The sequence below is a fragment of the Thalassobius sp. MITS945101 genome (assembly GCF_047123305.1).
Lineage (GTDB): Bacteria > Pseudomonadota > Alphaproteobacteria > Rhodobacterales > Rhodobacteraceae > Thalassobius.
Map to the genome: position 1 here is coordinate 2,591,357 of NZ_CP138918.1, position 16,453 is coordinate 2,607,809.

16 protein-coding genes and 1 riboswitch are annotated in these 16,453 nt (G+C 59.0%); of the genes, 13 read left to right on the forward strand and 3 right to left on the reverse strand.

Annotated features, from left to right (window positions below; translation table 11 throughout):
• Window positions 1-37: 37 nt before the first annotated feature.
• Window positions 38-436: a hypothetical protein gene (locus SIC14_RS12900; RefSeq protein WP_412562332.1), complete on the reverse strand. Its 399-nt coding sequence runs from the start codon at window positions 434-436 to the stop codon at window positions 38-40.
• A gap of 63 nt (window positions 437-499) precedes the next feature.
• On the opposite strand from SIC14_RS12900, the gene SIC14_RS12905 reads away from it, so the two are divergent.
• The 5 genes from SIC14_RS12905 (at window position 500) to SIC14_RS12925 (ending at window position 4,516) form a co-directional block, all read left to right on the forward strand.
• Window positions 500-1,147, forward strand: coding sequence for a lysoplasmalogenase (locus SIC14_RS12905; RefSeq protein ID WP_412562333.1), 648 nt, complete (start codon window positions 500-502; stop codon window positions 1,145-1,147).
• 116 nt (window positions 1,148-1,263) lie between these two features.
• Window positions 1,264-2,427 (forward strand): signal recognition particle-docking protein FtsY, encoded by a 1,164-nt coding sequence (gene ftsY, locus SIC14_RS12910; RefSeq protein ID WP_412562334.1) that lies wholly within the window; start codon window positions 1,264-1,266, stop codon window positions 2,425-2,427.
• Window positions 2,420-2,857, forward strand: a complete 438-nt coding sequence (locus SIC14_RS12915) for a hypothetical protein (protein ID WP_412562335.1) — start codon at window positions 2,420-2,422, stop codon at window positions 2,855-2,857. The genes ftsY and SIC14_RS12915 overlap by 8 nt, the downstream gene beginning before the upstream one ends.
• 19 nt (window positions 2,858-2,876) lie before the next feature.
• Window positions 2,877-3,779 (forward strand): EamA family transporter, encoded by a 903-nt coding sequence (locus tag SIC14_RS12920; protein WP_412562336.1) that lies wholly within the window; start codon window positions 2,877-2,879, stop codon window positions 3,777-3,779.
• A gap of 74 nt (window positions 3,780-3,853) precedes the next feature.
• On the forward strand, window positions 3,854-4,516 hold the full coding sequence (locus tag SIC14_RS12925) for an inner membrane-spanning protein YciB (RefSeq protein WP_412562337.1): 663 nt from the start codon (window positions 3,854-3,856) through the stop codon (window positions 4,514-4,516).
• A gap of 42 nt (window positions 4,517-4,558) precedes the next feature.
• Here SIC14_RS12925 and SIC14_RS12930 read toward each other — a convergent pair whose 3' ends face one another.
• Complete coding sequence (locus SIC14_RS12930; protein ID WP_412562338.1) at window positions 4,559-5,266, reverse strand: glutathione S-transferase N-terminal domain-containing protein; 708 nt, start codon at window positions 5,264-5,266, stop codon at window positions 4,559-4,561.
• A gap of 125 nt (window positions 5,267-5,391) precedes the next feature.
• Window positions 5,392-5,470, forward strand: a riboswitch (SAM riboswitch).
• A 58-nt stretch (window positions 5,471-5,528) separates the two neighbouring features.
• Here SIC14_RS12930 and SIC14_RS12935 point away from each other — a divergent pair.
• The 5 genes from SIC14_RS12935 (at window position 5,529) to SIC14_RS12955 (ending at window position 10,594) form a co-directional block, all read left to right on the forward strand.
• Window positions 5,529-6,710, forward strand: coding sequence for an aminotransferase class I/II-fold pyridoxal phosphate-dependent enzyme (locus SIC14_RS12935; RefSeq protein ID WP_412562339.1), 1,182 nt, complete (start codon window positions 5,529-5,531; stop codon window positions 6,708-6,710).
• 197 nt (window positions 6,711-6,907) lie between these two features.
• Window positions 6,908-7,999, forward strand: coding sequence for a GTP cyclohydrolase FolE2 (gene folE2, locus SIC14_RS12940; protein WP_412562340.1), 1,092 nt, complete (start codon window positions 6,908-6,910; stop codon window positions 7,997-7,999).
• A 194-nt stretch (window positions 8,000-8,193) separates the two neighbouring features.
• Window positions 8,194-8,505 carry a hypothetical protein gene (locus tag SIC14_RS12945; protein WP_412562341.1) on the forward strand — a complete coding sequence of 104 codons (312 nt, stop codon included), beginning with the start codon at window positions 8,194-8,196 and terminating at the stop codon, window positions 8,503-8,505.
• A 178-nt stretch (window positions 8,506-8,683) separates the two neighbouring features.
• On the forward strand, window positions 8,684-8,929 hold the full coding sequence (locus SIC14_RS12950) for a DUF1127 domain-containing protein (RefSeq protein WP_412562342.1): 246 nt from the start codon (window positions 8,684-8,686) through the stop codon (window positions 8,927-8,929).
• Window positions 8,930-9,145: 216 nt separating this feature from the next.
• Window positions 9,146-10,594: a TrkH family potassium uptake protein gene (locus SIC14_RS12955; protein ID WP_412562343.1), complete on the forward strand. Its 1,449-nt coding sequence runs from the start codon at window positions 9,146-9,148 to the stop codon at window positions 10,592-10,594.
• A 127-nt stretch (window positions 10,595-10,721) separates the two neighbouring features.
• On the opposite strand, the gene SIC14_RS12960 is transcribed toward SIC14_RS12955, so the two are convergent.
• Window positions 10,722-12,473: a trypsin-like peptidase domain-containing protein gene (locus SIC14_RS12960; protein WP_412562344.1), complete on the reverse strand. Its 1,752-nt coding sequence runs from the start codon at window positions 12,471-12,473 to the stop codon at window positions 10,722-10,724.
• 208 nt (window positions 12,474-12,681) lie between these two features.
• Here SIC14_RS12960 and SIC14_RS12965 point away from each other — a divergent pair, with 208 nt between their 5' ends.
• From SIC14_RS12965 to glyS, 3 genes are read left to right on the forward strand one after another with little or no spacing between them, the layout of a single operon-like run.
• Window positions 12,682-13,632, forward strand: a complete 951-nt coding sequence (locus tag SIC14_RS12965; protein ID WP_412562345.1) for a glycine--tRNA ligase subunit alpha — start codon at window positions 12,682-12,684, stop codon at window positions 13,630-13,632.
• On the forward strand, window positions 13,633-14,160 hold the full coding sequence (locus SIC14_RS12970) for a DUF6446 family protein (protein WP_412562346.1): 528 nt from the start codon (window positions 13,633-13,635) through the stop codon (window positions 14,158-14,160).
• Between the two features lie 49 nt (window positions 14,161-14,209).
• Window positions 14,210-16,294, forward strand: coding sequence for a glycine--tRNA ligase subunit beta (gene glyS, locus SIC14_RS12975; RefSeq protein WP_412565866.1), 2,085 nt, complete (start codon window positions 14,210-14,212; stop codon window positions 16,292-16,294).
• The last annotated feature ends 159 nt before the right edge of the window (window positions 16,295-16,453 follow it).

A 16,453-nucleotide genomic window follows, 5' to 3' on the forward strand; every position in this document is an offset into this window, starting at 1 on the left:
GTCGAAAATTACGCCAGCCAGAACGGAATAGTGAAAGTCACACGCCGACTTCTGGACCCAGGCAAAGCAGTGGCTTGTCAGTTTTCCTCACCTCATATAGCTCGGTTGTTGCGCCTTCACCATGAAAGGTGGCGCGCAGCCCGTCGCTGGTTGCAGTGAAGCTCCAGCACTGTGGGCCGTTGAAGTCTTCGTAGACGAAACAGATCAATCCGTCTTGCGGATACCAGTAGCCGTCTTTGCATTCGTCCCCAAGGAACGACCATCTGACCCGTCTGTTGCGCAGATATTCCTCGCCGCCATAGGCGGTGCCGTTTTCCGCGTAGTAGAAGGTTTGGCCCTGGGTGTAGGCGTCAAACTCCTCGGCGCTCATCGGGCTTTGTGCGGTCAAAGCTGACGGCAGGGAAAGGAGGAGGGAGGCTAGCATTACACGTGTCATGTCGCCATGCTGCCCGAGACAGGCTGTTGTGCCAAATCAAATGTCTGAAACTGCGGGGAAAACATGCCGGACGTTGCGCTTAATCTCTTCTTGCTGATCGGTGGGGCGCTGTCGCTGCTCTATCTGGTCGAGTTCTGCTGGAAACCTGCAAGTCCGCTGAAGACCTTCGTGAAGACAGGGGCGATTGCCATTCCGGCCTTGGGGCTGACAATCAGTGGCGCGCCTTTGGTGCCGCTGGCGGGGCTTTGGGCCTGTGCCTTGGGTGATTATCTGCTGGCGCGTGACGGTGAACGGACGTTGATGGCGGGTATCGGCGCCTTTGCGCTGGGGCATATCCTCTATGTTGTGGGGTTCATTCAGATTTTTGAACCTGAGGTCTTCACCACGCCCGCATCTATCGCGGTGCCGCTTGTGCTGATCCTGCTGGGGCTGTCGACCGAGAAGTGGTTGCAGCCCCACACGGCTGAGCTGCGCGGACCGGTGCGGATTTACGTGGGGCTGATCCTGATCATGGGATGTGTCGCGGCGCAGCAACCGATTCCCCAGACAACGGTATTTTGGGGCGCTTTGGCCTTCATTTTGTCTGATCTGCTGCTTTCGGTGCAGATTTTCATCAAAAATGACGGGATTTGGGGGCGGTTGGGATCGCATCTGGTTTGGTTGTTTTACTACCTCGCGCAAGTGCTTATTTTATATGGATTCATCGCGTGAAAATACATTGAGTCTCACAGGGTTTTCCACAGGCTAATCCCCAAGAAAACAAGGGGTTGGCCTTTCATAAAGGGCGGGAACTGGCTAGGTGAAATCAAACACTTGCGGAGTCCCGGATGTCCTTTTTCGGCAAATTGAAACAACGGTTGATGAAATCTTCCTCGCGGATTGAGGATGGTCTGGAGTCGATTGTTGAAGACGGCGGGGAAGCCGAAGAGGTGGTGAAAACCACCCCAGAGGCCGCTGCAGAGCCGGTAAGCGAAAGTAAGGCTGCGGCAGACGACGCGGCGCCTGAGCCGACCTCTGAACCTGCGCCTGCGCCGGCTGACGAGACACCGCAAACCGCAGCACCGGAACCATCTCCTGCGGCAGAACCGGCGCCAGAGCCTGCCAAGCCTGGTTTCCTGGGGCGTTTGATGGGACGGGGCGAGGCCAAGCAGGTCACCCGCCGCGTGCTGGACGACGATATGCTGGAGCAGCTGGAAGAGCTGCTCATCACCTCTGACATGGGGGTCGAAACCGCTACGCGGGTGACGGCCAATATCGCGGAAGGCCGTTTTGGCAAGAAACTGTCGACCGATGAAATTAAATCCCTGCTGGCACAGGAAGTGGCCCGCATCATGGAGCCAGTGGCCAAGCCGCTGCCGATCTACGCTAAGAAACCGCAGGTGGTTCTTGTGGTGGGGGTCAACGGATCCGGCAAAACCACAACCATTGGCAAGCTGGCCAGCCAGTTCCGTGCTGCAGGTAAATCCGTGGTGATTGCTGCCGGGGATACCTTCCGGGCGGCGGCTGTGGAACAGCTGCAGGTCTGGGGCGAACGGGCTGGTGTGCCGGTTCTGACTGCACCCGAAGGCTCGGACCCGGCCAGTCTGGCGTTTGACGCCATGACCAAGGCCGAAACGGATGGCGCTGACCTCTTGCTGATCGATACGGCCGGGCGGTTGCAGAACCGTGCGGATCTGATGGAAGAACTGGCCAAGATCGTGCGGGTGATCCGCAAGAAAGATGAAACCGCACCGCATAACACCTTGCTGGTGCTGGATGCGACCACCGGACAGAACGCGCTCAACCAGGTTTCGACCTTTGGTGAACTGGCGGATGTCTCTGGGCTCGTGATGACGAAACTGGATGGGACCGCAAAGGGCGGCGTGCTGGTGGCCTTGGCTGACCGGTTTGGCCTGCCGATCCACGCCATCGGCGTGGGTGAGCAGATCGATGATCTGCAAGCCTTTGATCCCGAAGAATTTGCAAAGGCGCTGACGGGTCTCGATGCTTGAAATTCATGATTCACTGAAGAACGAACACGGTTGGGATATTGTGGCGCTGCACGAAGCGGTTGATGAACTGCTGGACGGCTGCCGCTTGAGCTATCCGTTTCCGGGTGACGACAAATGGGGCGATGACCGCATCCTCTATGCCGAGGTTGTGGTTACGGAAGGTGACATTCTGGTCGGCGCGGGGCGTTTGATCTGGGACAGCGCCGACCCTGACGCACTGCCGCGGATCACCGACCTGTGCCTGCTGCGCCGCTATCGCAATGCCTTTACGGTGGAAACCATCGTTTCGGCGCTGATCGACGAATACGCGCTGCACGCAGATGGCGGACCAGTGGTTCTGGCCCATGACGGGCGCGAGATTGATATCTCGGAACGGCTGCAGCGCCTGCGTGACATTGAGATGGGGCAGTTTGAACCCCGCGTGATCTGAGCCGGTTGGGACGGCGGCTGTGAGCGCCTGGTTAACCTCTCTGGAAGGCACTGAGGCCGGGCACCAGCTGGCCTTGGTCCTGGCGCTTAGTGCGGCGTTTTTACATGCGGTGTTTGGGGCGCTTCAAAAGGGGCGGCATGATCCCTGGCTGTCCCGGGGCGCGATTGACTTCAGCTATGCTGCGATGGCCGCGCCCTTTGCGCTGTTTGTGGTGCCTTGGCCCGAGCCACATATGTGGCCGATCTTCTTTGGCGCCTTTGTCATCCACGTTGGCTACAAGCTGCTGCAAAGTTTTGCTTACACCAAGGGCGATTTCACCGTGGTCTATCCGGTGGTGCGTGGCATGGGGCCTTTGTTCACCGTGGTGGGCGCTTATCTGGTCTTTGGTGAGACGTTTACGGCAGTGCAATGGGCCGGGGTGGGGGTGTTGCTGTCGGGGATTTTTGGTCTGGCGCTCTACAACATGGTGTTCCTCACCTCGTCCCGTGACACGCTGGGCGTGGCGATGGTGCTGGCGGCAATGACCGGCCTGTTTGTGGCACTTTATACAACCTATGACGCCTATGGCATCCGCGCGACGGCGGATCCTTTTACCTTTCTGGCGTGGTTTTTCCTGATTGACGGGCTGGCCATGCCCCCTGTCGCCTATGTCCGCTGGCGGCGCATGGTGAACTCGCCTGCGGTGGCCCCACTGATGCTGCGTGGGGTGATTGGCGGGCTGGTGGCCTTTGCCAGTTTCGGCTCGGTCATGATGGCAACACGGTTGGACAAGGTGGGTGAGGCCGCGGTTCTGCGTGAAACCTCCACCGTGTTTGCGGCGCTGATCGGCTGGCTGGTGTTGAAAGAAACTGTTGGCCCCCGCCGCATCGCTTTGATGGCGCTGATCGCTTTGGGGGCGGTGATTGTTGAAATGGGCGGCTGAACGTCCGATATAGGGGCCAACGGGGACGTCTGATCCCGAAACACCCCGGCCAAAACCCGGATTGAGGAGAGAAGATGTCTGAGAGCCCTGAAACCGCTGCAGAGAAATCTGAGGCAAATTCGGTCAACCCGATGCTGAAATCCGCGCTGGAGTTTGGCCCCGTGGCGGCCTTCTTTGCGGCCTATATCATGCTCAAGGATCAGAGCTTTGACATCGGAGGCACGGCCTATGACGGGTTTATCGTTGTTACCGCAGGATTTATCCCGCTTCTGATTGCCTCAACCCTGATACTGTGGCGGCTGACCGGACATCTGTCGAAGATGCAGATTGTCACGCTGGTGCTGGTGGTGGTGTTTGGCGGCATGTCTGTCTGGCTGAATGATGAACGTTTCTTCAAGTTGAAGCCGACATTGATTTACCTGCTGTTTGGTGGTGCGTTGGGATTTGGCCTGTTGCGCGGCACCAGCTATCTGGAAGCCGTGATGGACACCGCGCTGCCTTTGACCAGCGAGGGGTGGATGATCCTGACCCGGCGGTTGATGTATTTCTTCTTTGGCCTGGCGGCGCTGAACGAAGTTGTCTGGCGCACCCAGACCACCGAAACCTGGGTGTACTTCAAAACCTTTGGTCTGACGGCGGCGATTTTCCTGTTCTTCATGACGCAGGGCAAGGTGTTCAAAGACCACAGCACGGACACCGATGAGGACGCTACCGAAGAAAAAGAAACGGCGGAGTGATCCCCGCCGTTACTTTTACGCTTGAAAGGGCTGGCCGATTGGTCAGCCTTTTTGTTTGAACAGCAGCTCTTGCGCTTTTTTGTTGTCCTGCAGGTTGGACCGCATGTCGGCTGCCACAGCGCGGCCTTTGGCAACGCCCTCGCGGGCCGCCAGCTGGTCCAGCCAGCGTTTCAGGTTCGGCTTGTCGCTGATGTCCTGCTGTTGCCCTTCCCAAAGTGACGCCCAGGGCCAGATCGCCATGTCTGCAATCGAGTAGAAATTGCCGGCAACATATTCGTTGTCCGCCAGCTGGGTGTCCAGCACGCGGTAGAGTCGGCTGACCTCATTGCGGTAACGGTCTTTGGCGTAGGGCAGATCGTTGGGCGGATCCATCGCTGGGGCATACTTCAGGAAGTGATGCGCCTGACCCGCCATTGGTCCCACGCCACCCATCTGCCACATAAGCCATTGTTCCACGGCCACCTGCTCGCGCGCGTTGGAGCCATAGAACTGGCCTGTCTTGTGGGCCAGATATTGCAGGATCGCGCCGCTTTCAAACATCGCAATCGGGGCGCCGTCTGGTCCATCCGGATCCACGATGGCGGGCATCCGGTTGTTGGGGGCGATTTTCAGGAACTCCGGTTCAAACTGGGCACCGGCGCCAATGTCCACCAGATGCAGATTGTAGGGTAGGCCCATTTCCTCCAGTGCGATGGAGATTTTCCAGCCGTTCGGCGTGGGCCAGTAGTAAAGGTCGATTGCGTTGCTCATTCTATGCTCCCTTGTTGAGGCCGATGATGGCGCAAACAGCTCTGGTGGCAAGGGGGCATCGCTCTGCTCACGCAGAGGTGTCATAAGGATTGGTATTCTTGACCTTCGCGCCCGGCTGGCTTATCAGGCGGCACCGTGGCGATTTGTTTACCGGATTGCGGGCCACGTTAAATATTCCGCTAAAGAGGTCAGGATGAAAGAAGCCCTTTCGCTTGACCGCGACGGGGCTTTTTTGTTGGGCGGGATGCCCGGAGGATTTCGAATGAGCAAGAACTGGAACAAACGCACCAAGCTGGTTCATGGCGGCACACGCCGCAGTCAATACAATGAGGTAAGCGAGGCGGTCTTTCTGACCCAGGGATTTGTTTACGATACTGCCGAACAAGCCGAAGCACGGTTTGAAAAGGCAGGGCAGGATGAGTTCATCTATGCCCGCTATGGCAACCCCACAATGGCGATGTTCGAGGATCGGATTTCGGACTATCTGGGCTATGAGGACGGGTTCGCCTGTGCCTCTGGCATGGCGGCGGTCAATGGCGCGTTGATGGCGCTGTTGAAGGCAGGTGATCACGTAGTCGCCTCGCGGGCGCTCTTTGGATCCTGCCTCTATATCCTCGAAGACATCCTGACCCGTTTTGGCGTCAATATCACACTGGTCGATGGCACTGACAACGCGGCCTGGGCTGAGGCGATCACCGCTAAGACGGATCTCGTCTTCCTCGAGTCGATTTCGAACCCGACGCTGGAAGTGATTGATCTGAAGTACGTTTGCGATCTGGCCCATGAGGTCGGCGCGATTGTGGTGGTGGATGATGCCATGGCCACGCCGGTCTATTCCTATGCCAAGGCCTGTGGTGCCGATATCTCGGTTCTGTCGACCACCAAACATGTAGACGGGCAGGGCCGGATGCTGGGCGGCATTATCTGTGGGCCCAAGGATCTGATCCGTGGCCCGATCGAGACCTACATCAAACACACCGGTGGCGCGATGAACCCGTTCACCGCCTGGACCCATCTGAAGGCATTGGAAACGCTGGAACTGCGGGTGCGCGCACAGGCCGCGGCGGCCCTGGATGTGGCAGAGGCGCTGAGCGGTCATGAGAAACTGAACGTCGTGCGCTACCCGACCCATAAGGCGCATCCGCAGCAGGAACTGGCGCTGTCGCAGGCTCCCGCAGGCGGTACCGTGCTGACCTTTGAAGTGAAGGGCGGCAAAGAAGCCTGCTTCCGGTTCCTCAACGCACTGGAGGTCATCACCATCTCCAACAACTTTGCCGATGCAAAATCCATCGCCACCCACCCGGCAACCACGACCCACCAGCGGCTGCCGCAGGAACAGAAAGACACGCTGGGCATCTCGCCAGGTCTGGTGCGCCTGTCGATTGGTCTGGAAGATCCGGCCGATCTGGTGGCGGATCTGATGCAGGCCCTGGCCAAAGCCTGAGCCCTCAAAGGGTAAGAATTTGAAAAGGGGGACGCTTTGTGTCCCCCTTTTGCCGTTCATGGGATTGCGCGCCCTCTGGGGCTGGCATAATTCACGCTTAAAATTGGCATTTGCGCCGGACTGCATTAGATTGGCAGTCTAGGTTTGACGCGGCGGACAAAGGCGCGGGCCAGAGTGAAGCAGGGTGGGGACCGAAGATGAACATCCATACCTCTGAGATTGATCGCCCGATGCAGGCGGATGAGGCGCGTGAAGCGTTGGAACGGCTGCGTACCTGGGCGGCTTCTGCCACGGATGCGGAACTGTCCTCGGTCGATGCGGGGCTGTTGGCCCTGCTGCGCGGTGGGGCTTATCCGACGTTCAGCCGAGACTACCCCGAAGATTTCACTGTCGATGCGGCCTATAAGGCCACCCTGCCGGATTTGCAGAATGGTCCCGCCAGCCTGATCCGTGGCTCAAAACGTGCCATTCAGCATGTCGGAATTTCCAATTTTCGCCTGCCCATTCGGTTCCACACCCGCGATGGCGGCGACATCACACTGGAAACTTCGGTCACCGGCACGGTCAGCCTTGAGGCCGAAAAGAAGGGCATCAACATGTCCCGCATCATGCGGTCCTTCTATCGCCATGCGGAAAAGACCTTCAGCTTCGAAGTGGTTGAGGCAGCGTTGGAGGATTACAAAGCCGATCTGGAAAGCTTCGATGCGCGGATCCAGATGCGGTTTTCCTATCCGGTCAAGGTGCCGTCGCTGCGTTCGGGCCTAGCAGGCTATCAATACTATGACATAGCGCTGGAGCTGATCGAAACCGCCGGTGTGCGCAAGAAGATCATGCATTTGGATTATGTCTATTCCTCCACCTGCCCCTGTTCCTTGGAATTGAGCGAACATGCCCGGCAGACCCGCGGCCAGCTGGCGACACCGCATTCGCAGCGTTCGGTGGCGCGGATCTCGGTTGAATTGGTGGGCAAGGCCTGCTTGTGGTTTGAGGATCTGATTGAACTGGGCCGCCTTGCGGTGCCGACAGAGACACAGGTGATGGTGAAACGCGAAGATGAACAGGCCTTTGCCGAGCTGAACGCCGCCAACCCGATCTTTGTTGAAGACGCCGCGCGTCTGTTTGCTGAGGCTCTGGAAGCCGATGCACGGGTAGGGGATTTCCGCGTAGTGGCCAGCCATCAGGAAAGCCTGCACAGCCATGATGCCGTGTCGATTCTGACGGAGGGCCCGACATTCGCCGCAGAAAGCTATGATCCCAAGATGTTTGCGACTCTGCATCATCCGGGCTGAGGCCTGCCTGTCCTTTGTGCAATTCCCGAAATGCCGCCCAGTGAGGCGGCATTTTTCGTGCCGTTTGCCGTCATGGTGGGGGCAGGGTTTGGGCAGATGGTGCCGGTGCCGCAGGCTTTGAACCTGTCGGCTTCATCTTACCGTAACGAAGGGATGTTAGCCGTGCGCGATCAGAACCCCTTGGGAGGCCCATCATGTTTACCGTGACAACACCTTACAAATACGCATCCGCCATGTTCCGTCTGACGTCGCTGGGGATGCAGATGCAAATGTCCGCTTATCGGGCTCTCAGCGGCGTGCCTGTTGCGGGCACTGCCGAGGTGGGCGAACAGTTTCAAAGCCAACGCAAGACATCCACATCCCGCAAGAAAGCCACTACGGCAGCCAAAGCAAAGCCCAACGCAAAGCAGAGTGGCAAACGCACCCGTAAACCGTCAAAACCGCCGGCCTTGCCCGAGGTGACTTCGGAAAAGGCAGAGGATGGGTTGAACAACATGCCTGTGTAGGTGGCCTATGTTGGTGGCCATGTAAGCCCCCGCACTCATACCGTTCCGCTGCATTGCAGCAGACGCAAGGCGGGCATTCAGAAACGGTAGTAGTGCGGTCAACCCTGCTGACCTATGTTTGCACTCAAAGGGGGGAACCACAGCGTTGTCCCAACGCATTCAGAAAGGTTCCGATACTATGGCTACGCAAACAGACATTCACTTCGCCGCTGGCAAATCCGCTGGCTTTTTCGCCGCCATCACCGGTGGTCTGGCCCGTGCCTGGGCCGCGCTGTCGAACGCAATGATCGCCTACGGTGAATCCCGTTCGCGCTTTGCTGAGCTGCAGTCGCTGGAAGCCAAGAGCGACCACGAACTGGCTGACATTGGCCTCAAGCGCGAAGACATCGTACGTCACGTGTTCCGCGATCTCTACTACCTCTGATCCAATCAGAGCGGGCTGGTGGCATTCGCCAGTGGCTCAGATCATAAGGCCTCTTCCATGGTGTCACTGGCGTGATCATGGGCGGGGCCTTTTGTCGTTTAGGCGACTGGCAACGGGTCAGCGCTGGCGGGGCGCTTTGCCCACAGCTGCGGCAAGAATGCGTGCCCGTCCGGCCCATCGCTTGACAGCGCCCGCCCATCGCGCCATCGCTTGCCCATGATTGATCTAAGACCCGTCGGATATGTGATTGGCCTTTTGGTGGCCGTTCTGGGCCTGACCATGATCCCGCCGATGCTGGTGGATCTGGCCGCAGGCACGGATCATTGGCGCAGCTTTGCCACCAGTGCCGTGCTGACGGTGTTTATTGGTGGGATTGTTTCGCTCTCCTGTCAGGATGGCAATCAGGAAGGGCTGAACATCCAGCAAACCTTTATCCTGACTACGGGTGTCTGGGTGGCTCTGCCGATCTTTGCCGCGCTGCCGTTCTATTTTGGCGAAACCCAGGCCACGCCAGTGGATGCGTTTTTCGAAGCGATGTCCGGCCTGACCACAACTGGTGCCACAGTGTTTTCCGGCCTCGACGAGATGGCCAAGGGGTTGCTGCTGTGGCGCGGCATTCTGCAATGGCTGGGTGGCATCGGTATCATTGTTGTGGCGATGGTGTTCCTGCCCGAGCTGCGGGTCGGGGGGATGCAGATCTTCCGCTCCGAAGGGTTTGACACCATGGGCAAGATTCTGCCCCGTGCAACCGAGATTGCCAGCCAGATCTCGGTCATCTACGTCGGGCTGACGCTGGCCTGTGTTGTCAGCTATATGGTTCTGGGGATGGGTGCGTTTGACGCCACGGTGCATGCGCTGACCACCATTTCGACCGGCGGGTTTTCCACCTATGACGCCTCGTTTGGAGCGTTTTCTGGCCCGGCAGAGTATGTGGCGGCGGTGTTCATGATCCTCGCGGCGCTGCCTTTTGTGCGCTATGTGCAGATGTTGAACGGCCATGAGGTTGCCCTGTTCCGCGACCGTCAGGTACTGGGATTTATGGGGACGCTGGCGGTGGTTGTCGTCTTTGCATCGGTGGTGCTGATTGCGACGGATGGTCAGGCAGCCGAACAATCCTTTCGGCAGGTGGTGTTCAACGTGACCTCGATCATGACCGGCACCGGTTATGCCAGCGCCGATTATATGGGCTGGGGCAATCTGTTGATTGCGATGTTTTTCTTCATTGGTCTGATTGGTGGCTGCGCGGGCTCAACGGCGTGCTCGGTGAAGGTGTTCCGCTATCAGATCCTGTTTGCCTCGATCAAATCGCAGCTGCTGAAAACCCAAAGCCCCAACGCCATGGTGCCGCCACGCTATGAGGGCCGTAAAATTGACGATGACGTGCTGAACTCGGTCATGTCGTTCTTCGTGTTCTTCTTTGTGACCATGGGGGTGCTTGCCGTTGCGCTGGGCATGACGGGGCTGGATTTCATGACCTCGATCTCTGGCGCGGCTTCGGCGCTGGCCAATATCGGGCCGGGTCTGGGGGATGAGATTGGACCAGCCGGAAACTTTGCCGGTCTGAATGATGCCGCCAAATGGCTGCTGTCCATCGCCATGTTGATCGGACGGCTGGAGCTGCTGGCGGTCTACGCGATGCTGACGGTCACCTTCTGGCGGGGTTGAGTATCGGTCCCAAGCTAGGTGTGATGCGTGAAATGAAGCGCTGATTGAATAGAGTTCAGCGACGTCTATGCAAAGAAAAACCGGCGCGAAATGCGCCGGTTTCTTTGTGCCTTGCGATGAGGCTTTGTTAGTCCCAGCAGTTGACCAGAACGGTCAGCCCAGCGGCTTTGGTGGTCAGATCTTCCGGCGCCATCGAGGCAAGGAGATCGGTCGAGGTGGGCGAAACGCCGACACTGCCGAGGAAGCCTTCGATCGCGGCGGCGTCCAGAGCAAAGCTGACGTCTCCGGGCAGTTGCTTGCCCCCTTCGGCGCGCGGCAGCAGCATGCCCATGACGGCACCACCAGCGTCAAACACCGGGCCACCTGTGTCACCGGGCAGGGCGGCCAGTGCCAGGCGGGCCAGCTCTTCTTCGCCAGCCAGACCTGCAACATCGGCCAGTTTGCCGAAAGTCAGGGTCGGGGCACCCAGCACGCCGCCGTAGGAGTAGCCGGCCACCGCAACATCGGATTGCAGGCGCGGGGTGGCGCGCTGCAGCTCTGCCACTTGGGCCGGAGCCAGCGATTGCGCTGGTTTCAGCGCCGCCAGACCCAGGGCGGCGTCGACTCCGATCACCTCGGCGGCGATCCCGTCTTCCAGGGTGATGCGGGTACAGGCGTCAACCGCCTGCGCGGTGGTCACAACGGTGCCGTTGCCATCCACAAAGAAGCCCGAACGCGACATGCGCGGCTTGCGGATCTGCAGGCCGGACAGCAGGTCAATGCGCTGTGCTTCGTTGTTGCCCGCGGCAGGGCTCATCACACCGTCAAGACGGGCAAAGCTTTCCTGCATCAGACCCAACAAACGGGTGCGGCGCTCTTCGTCGCCGGCGGGCCAGATCAGGGTGAAGCCTTTGATCTCACCGTCTTTCAGCGCAACCTGCGTGTGCGATACGATAGAAGCGTTTTCGCCGATCAGCACAAAGCTGTCCTTGCGCCGTTCGCGGTCGCCTTCCAGCGGCACGATCTCCAGCGTTTGCATGATGTCGTAAAGGCCAAACAGCGTTTTCTGATCGCCGGGCTGCGAAATCAGCAGCACACGGGCACCGTTCACAAAGCCGGATGCATTGAACTGGGCGTAGGGCGCCTCATATTTGGCGAATTGAACCGCGCCAAGGGGCAGGCGCATTTCGATACCGGCAGTGGTGTCCGACACCAGTTGCAGCTCCAGCCCGTCCAGAATGGCGTTATACTGGCGCAGCAGCTCGGCGCGCTGACGGGTGGTCAGAATGCCGGTCTGGTCGAACCCATTGTCCGACTGCCAGGCCGACATCGAGCCACGGGTGCCACGGCCAAAAGCGCCGTCGATGGCCGAGTTGTAATACCCTGCCCACTGCAACATGCGCTGCAGTTCTTTGCGCTCTTCTCTGCTGAGCTGCGCCTCTGAACGGCGGGCCTCTGCTTTGGTTTCATCCGGTTCCTGCACAACGGGTGTGGCCACGGGTTCCGCTGCCGGTGTTGCCGGTTCGGTTGTCACACTTGGTTCCACATTGGCAATCACCGCACCCCCAACCGGCCAGAACTGCTGGCCATAGGCGCGCGAGAACGCGATATAGCTGTCGCGTGGGATCTTGCCCTCGGCGCGCAGAACCTGCAGCACCTGTTCCGCATCGGTGCGGCTGTAGGGGCCAAGCGCGATGGCATACCAGCCACCACCCATGGCAAAGCCGTTCACATCCTCAACCGCGACGGAATAGTCGCGAATCCGCTCTTGCGCGGTGGCGAGGTTGGGCTGGGCTTCGACTTGAACCCAAACCTGGGCCTCCTGCGCTGTCGCAACCCGCGTCAGCATCAAAAGCGCCACAATGGGCGTCAAAAAGTAAGAAACAAATGTTCGCATCATAATTAGAAGTATCCTTGCCGTTCGCATTGCTACGATTGCGGGCTGTTTTATCAAATTCGCCGCCCTATGCACTTAAATAATGCGTCAGGCTGCAATTGACCCCAGCCTGTTGCCCTCGTAGTTAGAGCGAGAAAATTCACACGAGGGTGCTTTGGGCCCTCTTTGGCCTGTTTGGGGCCGCTTTAACGCAGGGATCACGGCAAAGATCATGGCAGAGACGATCAGCAAACCGCGCAGTTTCCAGGAGATCATTCTGAGGCTTCAGGCCTATTGGGCCGGTCAGGGCTGCGCTGTGATGCAGCCTTATGACATGGAGGTGGGGGCAGGGACCTTCCACCCGGCGACTACTCTGCGGTCGCTGGGCTCCAAGCCCTGGGCCGCAGCCTATGTGCAACCGTCGCGTCGCCCGACCGACGGGCGCTACGGGGAGAACCCGAACCGTCTGCAGCACTATTACCAGTATCAAGTGCTCATCAAACCCTCGCCGCCGAACCTGCAGGAGCTCTACCTTGGCTCCTTGGCGGCGATTGGCATCGACATGGAAATGCATGACATTCGCTTTGTTGAGGATGACTGGGAAAGCCCGACGCTGGGCGCCTGGGGGCTGGGCTGGGAAGTCTGGTGTGACGGGATGGAAGTCAGCCAGTTCACCTATTTCCAACAGGTCGGCGGCCATGACTGCGCACCTGTTTCGGGTGAGCTGACCTACGGGTTGGAACGTTTGGCGATGTATATTCTGGGTGTGGATCACGTGATGGACATGCCGTTCAACGATCCCGACGGCACCATTGCGCTGTCCTACGGGGACGTCTTCAAGCAGACCGAAGAAGAATACGCCCGCTGGAACTTTGACGTGGCCAACACAGATGTGCTGCTGAAACAGTTCGAAGAGGCCGAAGCCGAATGCGAATCCATTCTGGCCAAAGAGCACCTCGACCCGAAAACCGGCAAACGCATCATCATGGCGCACCCTGCCTATGACCAGTGCATCAAGGCGAGCCACCTGTTCAACCTCTTGGACGCGCGCGGCGTGATCTCGGTCACTGAACGTCAAGCCTATATCGGTCGCGTCCGTGCGCTGGCCAAACAATGCGCTGACGCCTTTGTGCTGACCGAGGCCGGGGGATTTGACGCTGCCAAGGCAGAGGCGGGCGCGTAAATGTCCGGAAAAATCTTTGCGGGGGCGTTGGTTGTCTTGTCGATCGTAGCTGGCATTGCGATGTATTATCTGCAGGTCTACGCCTATTATGATGAGGTGCAGGCCAATGGCACCAATGATGTGGTGATGACCTCGCTGGCTTCTGGTCAGGCTGAGCCGATCCTTTATCAGGACTATCAGGCCATCGACTCTGACAGCTCCCCGATCCGCTATCGTGCCTGTTTCACCACTTCGATGAGCCAGGCCATGATGACCGAGACCTATGAGCTCTACGACAGTCCCGAACCGCTGGTCGCGCCCAGCTGGTTTGACTGTTTCGACGCCAAAGAAGTGGGGGCTGCGCTGGAAAGCGGCAAAGCCCTGGCCTTTATGGGACAGGAAAACCACCTCTATGGCATTGACCGTATCGTCGCCGTGATGGACGACGGTCGCGGCTTTGTCTGGCACCAGATTAATCATTGCGGTGAGGTTGTGTTTGACGGCCAACCCACCCCCGCAGACTGCCCCACACCCCCGGAAGGCGACTGATATGCCCGATTTGCTGATCGAACTCTTTTCCGAAGAAATCCCCGCCCGCATGCAAGGCAAGGCGGCGGATGATCTGAAAAAACGCATCACCGATGGTCTGGTCGAGGCGGGCCTGACCTATGGCGGCGCCGTGGCCCTTTCGACCCCGCGCCGGCTGACGCTGGCGCTGGAAGGTCTGCTGGCCGAAAGCCCCACCGTGCGCGAAGAGCGCAAAGGCCCGAAAGTGGGCGCACCAGAGAAAGCCATCGAAGGCTTCCTGCGCGGTGCAGGTGTCACGATGGACCAGCTGGAAGAGCGCGACACCCCGAAAGGGGCGGTCTATTTCGCCACCATCGAAAAGCCCGGCCGTCCGGCGGCCGCGATCATTGCCGAGGTGCTGGAAGCCACCATTCGCAACTTCCCCTGGCCGAAATCCATGCGCTGGGGCGCAGGATCGTTGCGTTGGGTGCGTCCGCTGCACTCGATTCTTTGCATCCTGACCAATGAGGCCGGTGAGGCCGAGGTTGTGGATCTGGACATTGACGGCATCACATCCGGCAACACCACCGAAGGCCACCGTTTCATGGGCGAGGGCCGCTTTGCCGTGACTTCGTTTGAGGATTATTCCCTCAAGCTGAAACGCAACCATGTTGTGCTGGACCCAGTTGAGCGGGCCGAGGCGATCTGGCAGGAGGCCACCAATCAGGCCTTCGCCTCTGGTCTGGAAGTGGTTGAGGACAAGGGCCTGTTGAAAGAGGTTGCTGGTCTGGTCGAATGGCCGGTGGTTCTGATGGGGGCAATTGATGAGGAGTTCCTGGAGCTGCCGCCAGAGGTGCTGCAGACCTCGATGAAGGAACACCAGAAGTTCTTCAGCGTGAAGAACCCCAAGACGGGCCGGATCGAGAAGTTCATCACCGTCGCCAACCGCGAAACCAAAGATCAGGGTGCCACCATTCTGGCGGGCAACCAGAAGGTGCTTTCGGCGCGTCTGGCGGATGCAAAGTTCTTCTGGACCAATGACTTGCGTGTTGCCAAATCCGGTATGGAGGCGTGGACCGATCAGCTGTCCAACGTGACCTTCCACAACAAACTGGGCACTCAGGCGGCGCGGATTGATCGGATTGCCGCATTGGCCCGTGAGATTGCACCGGTGCTGGGTGTGGATGCGGATCTGGCGGAACAGGCTGCGAAAGTGGCCAAGGCCGACCTGAGCTCGGAAATGGTTTACGAATTCCCCGAACTGCAGGGCCTGATGGGTCGCTACTACGCCGCGGCCGCCGGCCTGCCGGCAGAGGTTGCTGCGACCTGTGAGGAACACTATTCGCCGCTGGGCCCGTCCGATGACGTGCCCACTGCGCCTGTTTCAGCCACCGTGGCGCTGGCCGATAAGATCGACACGCTGACCGGTTTCTGGGCCATTGATGAAAAGCCCACTGGCTCCAAAGACCCCTTCGCCCTGCGCCGTGCAGCGCTGGGTGTGATCCGGCTGGTGTTGGAAAATGGTGTGCGGATGCCAATTGCTTCGGGATTTGAGCAGCATCTCAATTCTGCATTTTCGTTCGTAGACTTTGTGGAACATGGGAAAGGAAAACCTGAAGGGGGCCTTGAAGGCATCATTCAGCGGAAGGTTGCCGACCTGCTGTCCTTCTTCCATGATCGCCTGAAGGTCTATCTGAAGGACGAAGGTCTGCGTCATGATGTGATCGACGCCTGTCTGACCATGTCGGGCAATGATGACCTGAAGCTGCTGGTCAAACGCGCCCGGGCGCTTGGGGCGTTCTTGCAGACCGATGATGGTGAAAACTTGCTGCAGGGCTACAAACGCGCCAACAACATCCTGTCTCAGGCTGAGGCGAAGGATGGGGTGGAATATTCCTTTGGTGCCGATGTGAAATACGCCGAAAGCGATGAAGAAAAGGCGCTGTTTGCGGCGCTGGATCTGGCCGAGGCGGCGATCACCCCCGCGATGCAGTCCGAAGACTTCGAGGCCGCGATGACCGCGATGGCCGCCCTACGCGCGCCGATCGATGCCTTCTTTGAAGGTGTTCAGGTCAACAGCGACAACGAAGTGGTTCGTCGTAATCGCCTGAACCTGTTGAACCGCATTCGCCAAATCTGTGGCGGCGCGGCGGATCTGACCCGCGTCGAGGGCTAAGGTTCGAAGCATCCTTGAACGTTAAGCAAAGGCCGGGGCAACCCGGCCTTTTGCCTTTTGAGTAGGTGTCCGAGAGCCCAAAGCCCCAGCGACGCCCTCCCGTCGGGAGGGTCTGGCGCAGCTCTCCATGCATGGGTGCCTGCGGCAATTTTCCCTCGC

What these genes read in the sequence shown, in the direction of transcription:
- SIC14_RS12900 (WP_412562332.1), bottom strand. Translation starts at nt 436, where the DNA reads ATGACACGTGTAATGCTAGCCTCCCTCCTCCTTTCCCTGCCGTCAGCT.
- SIC14_RS12905 (WP_412562333.1), top strand. Translation starts at nt 500, where the DNA reads ATGCCGGACGTTGCGCTTAATCTCTTCTTGCTGATCGGTGGGGCGCTG.
- ftsY (WP_412562334.1), top strand. Translation starts at nt 1,264, where the DNA reads ATGTCCTTTTTCGGCAAATTGAAACAACGGTTGATGAAATCTTCCTCG.
- SIC14_RS12915 (WP_412562335.1), top strand. Translation starts at nt 2,420, where the DNA reads ATGCTTGAAATTCATGATTCACTGAAGAACGAACACGGTTGGGATATT.
- SIC14_RS12925 (WP_412562337.1), top strand. Translation starts at nt 3,854, where the DNA reads ATGTCTGAGAGCCCTGAAACCGCTGCAGAGAAATCTGAGGCAAATTCG.
- SIC14_RS12930 (WP_412562338.1), bottom strand. Translation starts at nt 5,266, where the DNA reads ATGAGCAACGCAATCGACCTTTACTACTGGCCCACGCCGAACGGCTGG.
- SIC14_RS12935 (WP_412562339.1), top strand. Translation starts at nt 5,529, where the DNA reads ATGAGCAAGAACTGGAACAAACGCACCAAGCTGGTTCATGGCGGCACA.
- folE2 (WP_412562340.1), top strand. Translation starts at nt 6,908, where the DNA reads ATGAACATCCATACCTCTGAGATTGATCGCCCGATGCAGGCGGATGAG.
- SIC14_RS12945 (WP_412562341.1), top strand. Translation starts at nt 8,194, where the DNA reads ATGTTTACCGTGACAACACCTTACAAATACGCATCCGCCATGTTCCGT.
- SIC14_RS12950 (WP_412562342.1), top strand. Translation starts at nt 8,684, where the DNA reads ATGGCTACGCAAACAGACATTCACTTCGCCGCTGGCAAATCCGCTGGC.
- SIC14_RS12955 (WP_412562343.1), top strand. Translation starts at nt 9,146, where the DNA reads ATGATTGATCTAAGACCCGTCGGATATGTGATTGGCCTTTTGGTGGCC.
- SIC14_RS12960 (WP_412562344.1), bottom strand. Translation starts at nt 12,473, where the DNA reads ATGATGCGAACATTTGTTTCTTACTTTTTGACGCCCATTGTGGCGCTT.
- SIC14_RS12965 (WP_412562345.1), top strand. Translation starts at nt 12,682, where the DNA reads ATGGCAGAGACGATCAGCAAACCGCGCAGTTTCCAGGAGATCATTCTG.
- SIC14_RS12970 (WP_412562346.1), top strand. Translation starts at nt 13,633, where the DNA reads ATGTCCGGAAAAATCTTTGCGGGGGCGTTGGTTGTCTTGTCGATCGTA.
- glyS (WP_412565866.1), top strand. Translation starts at nt 14,210, where the DNA reads ATGCAAGGCAAGGCGGCGGATGATCTGAAAAAACGCATCACCGATGGT.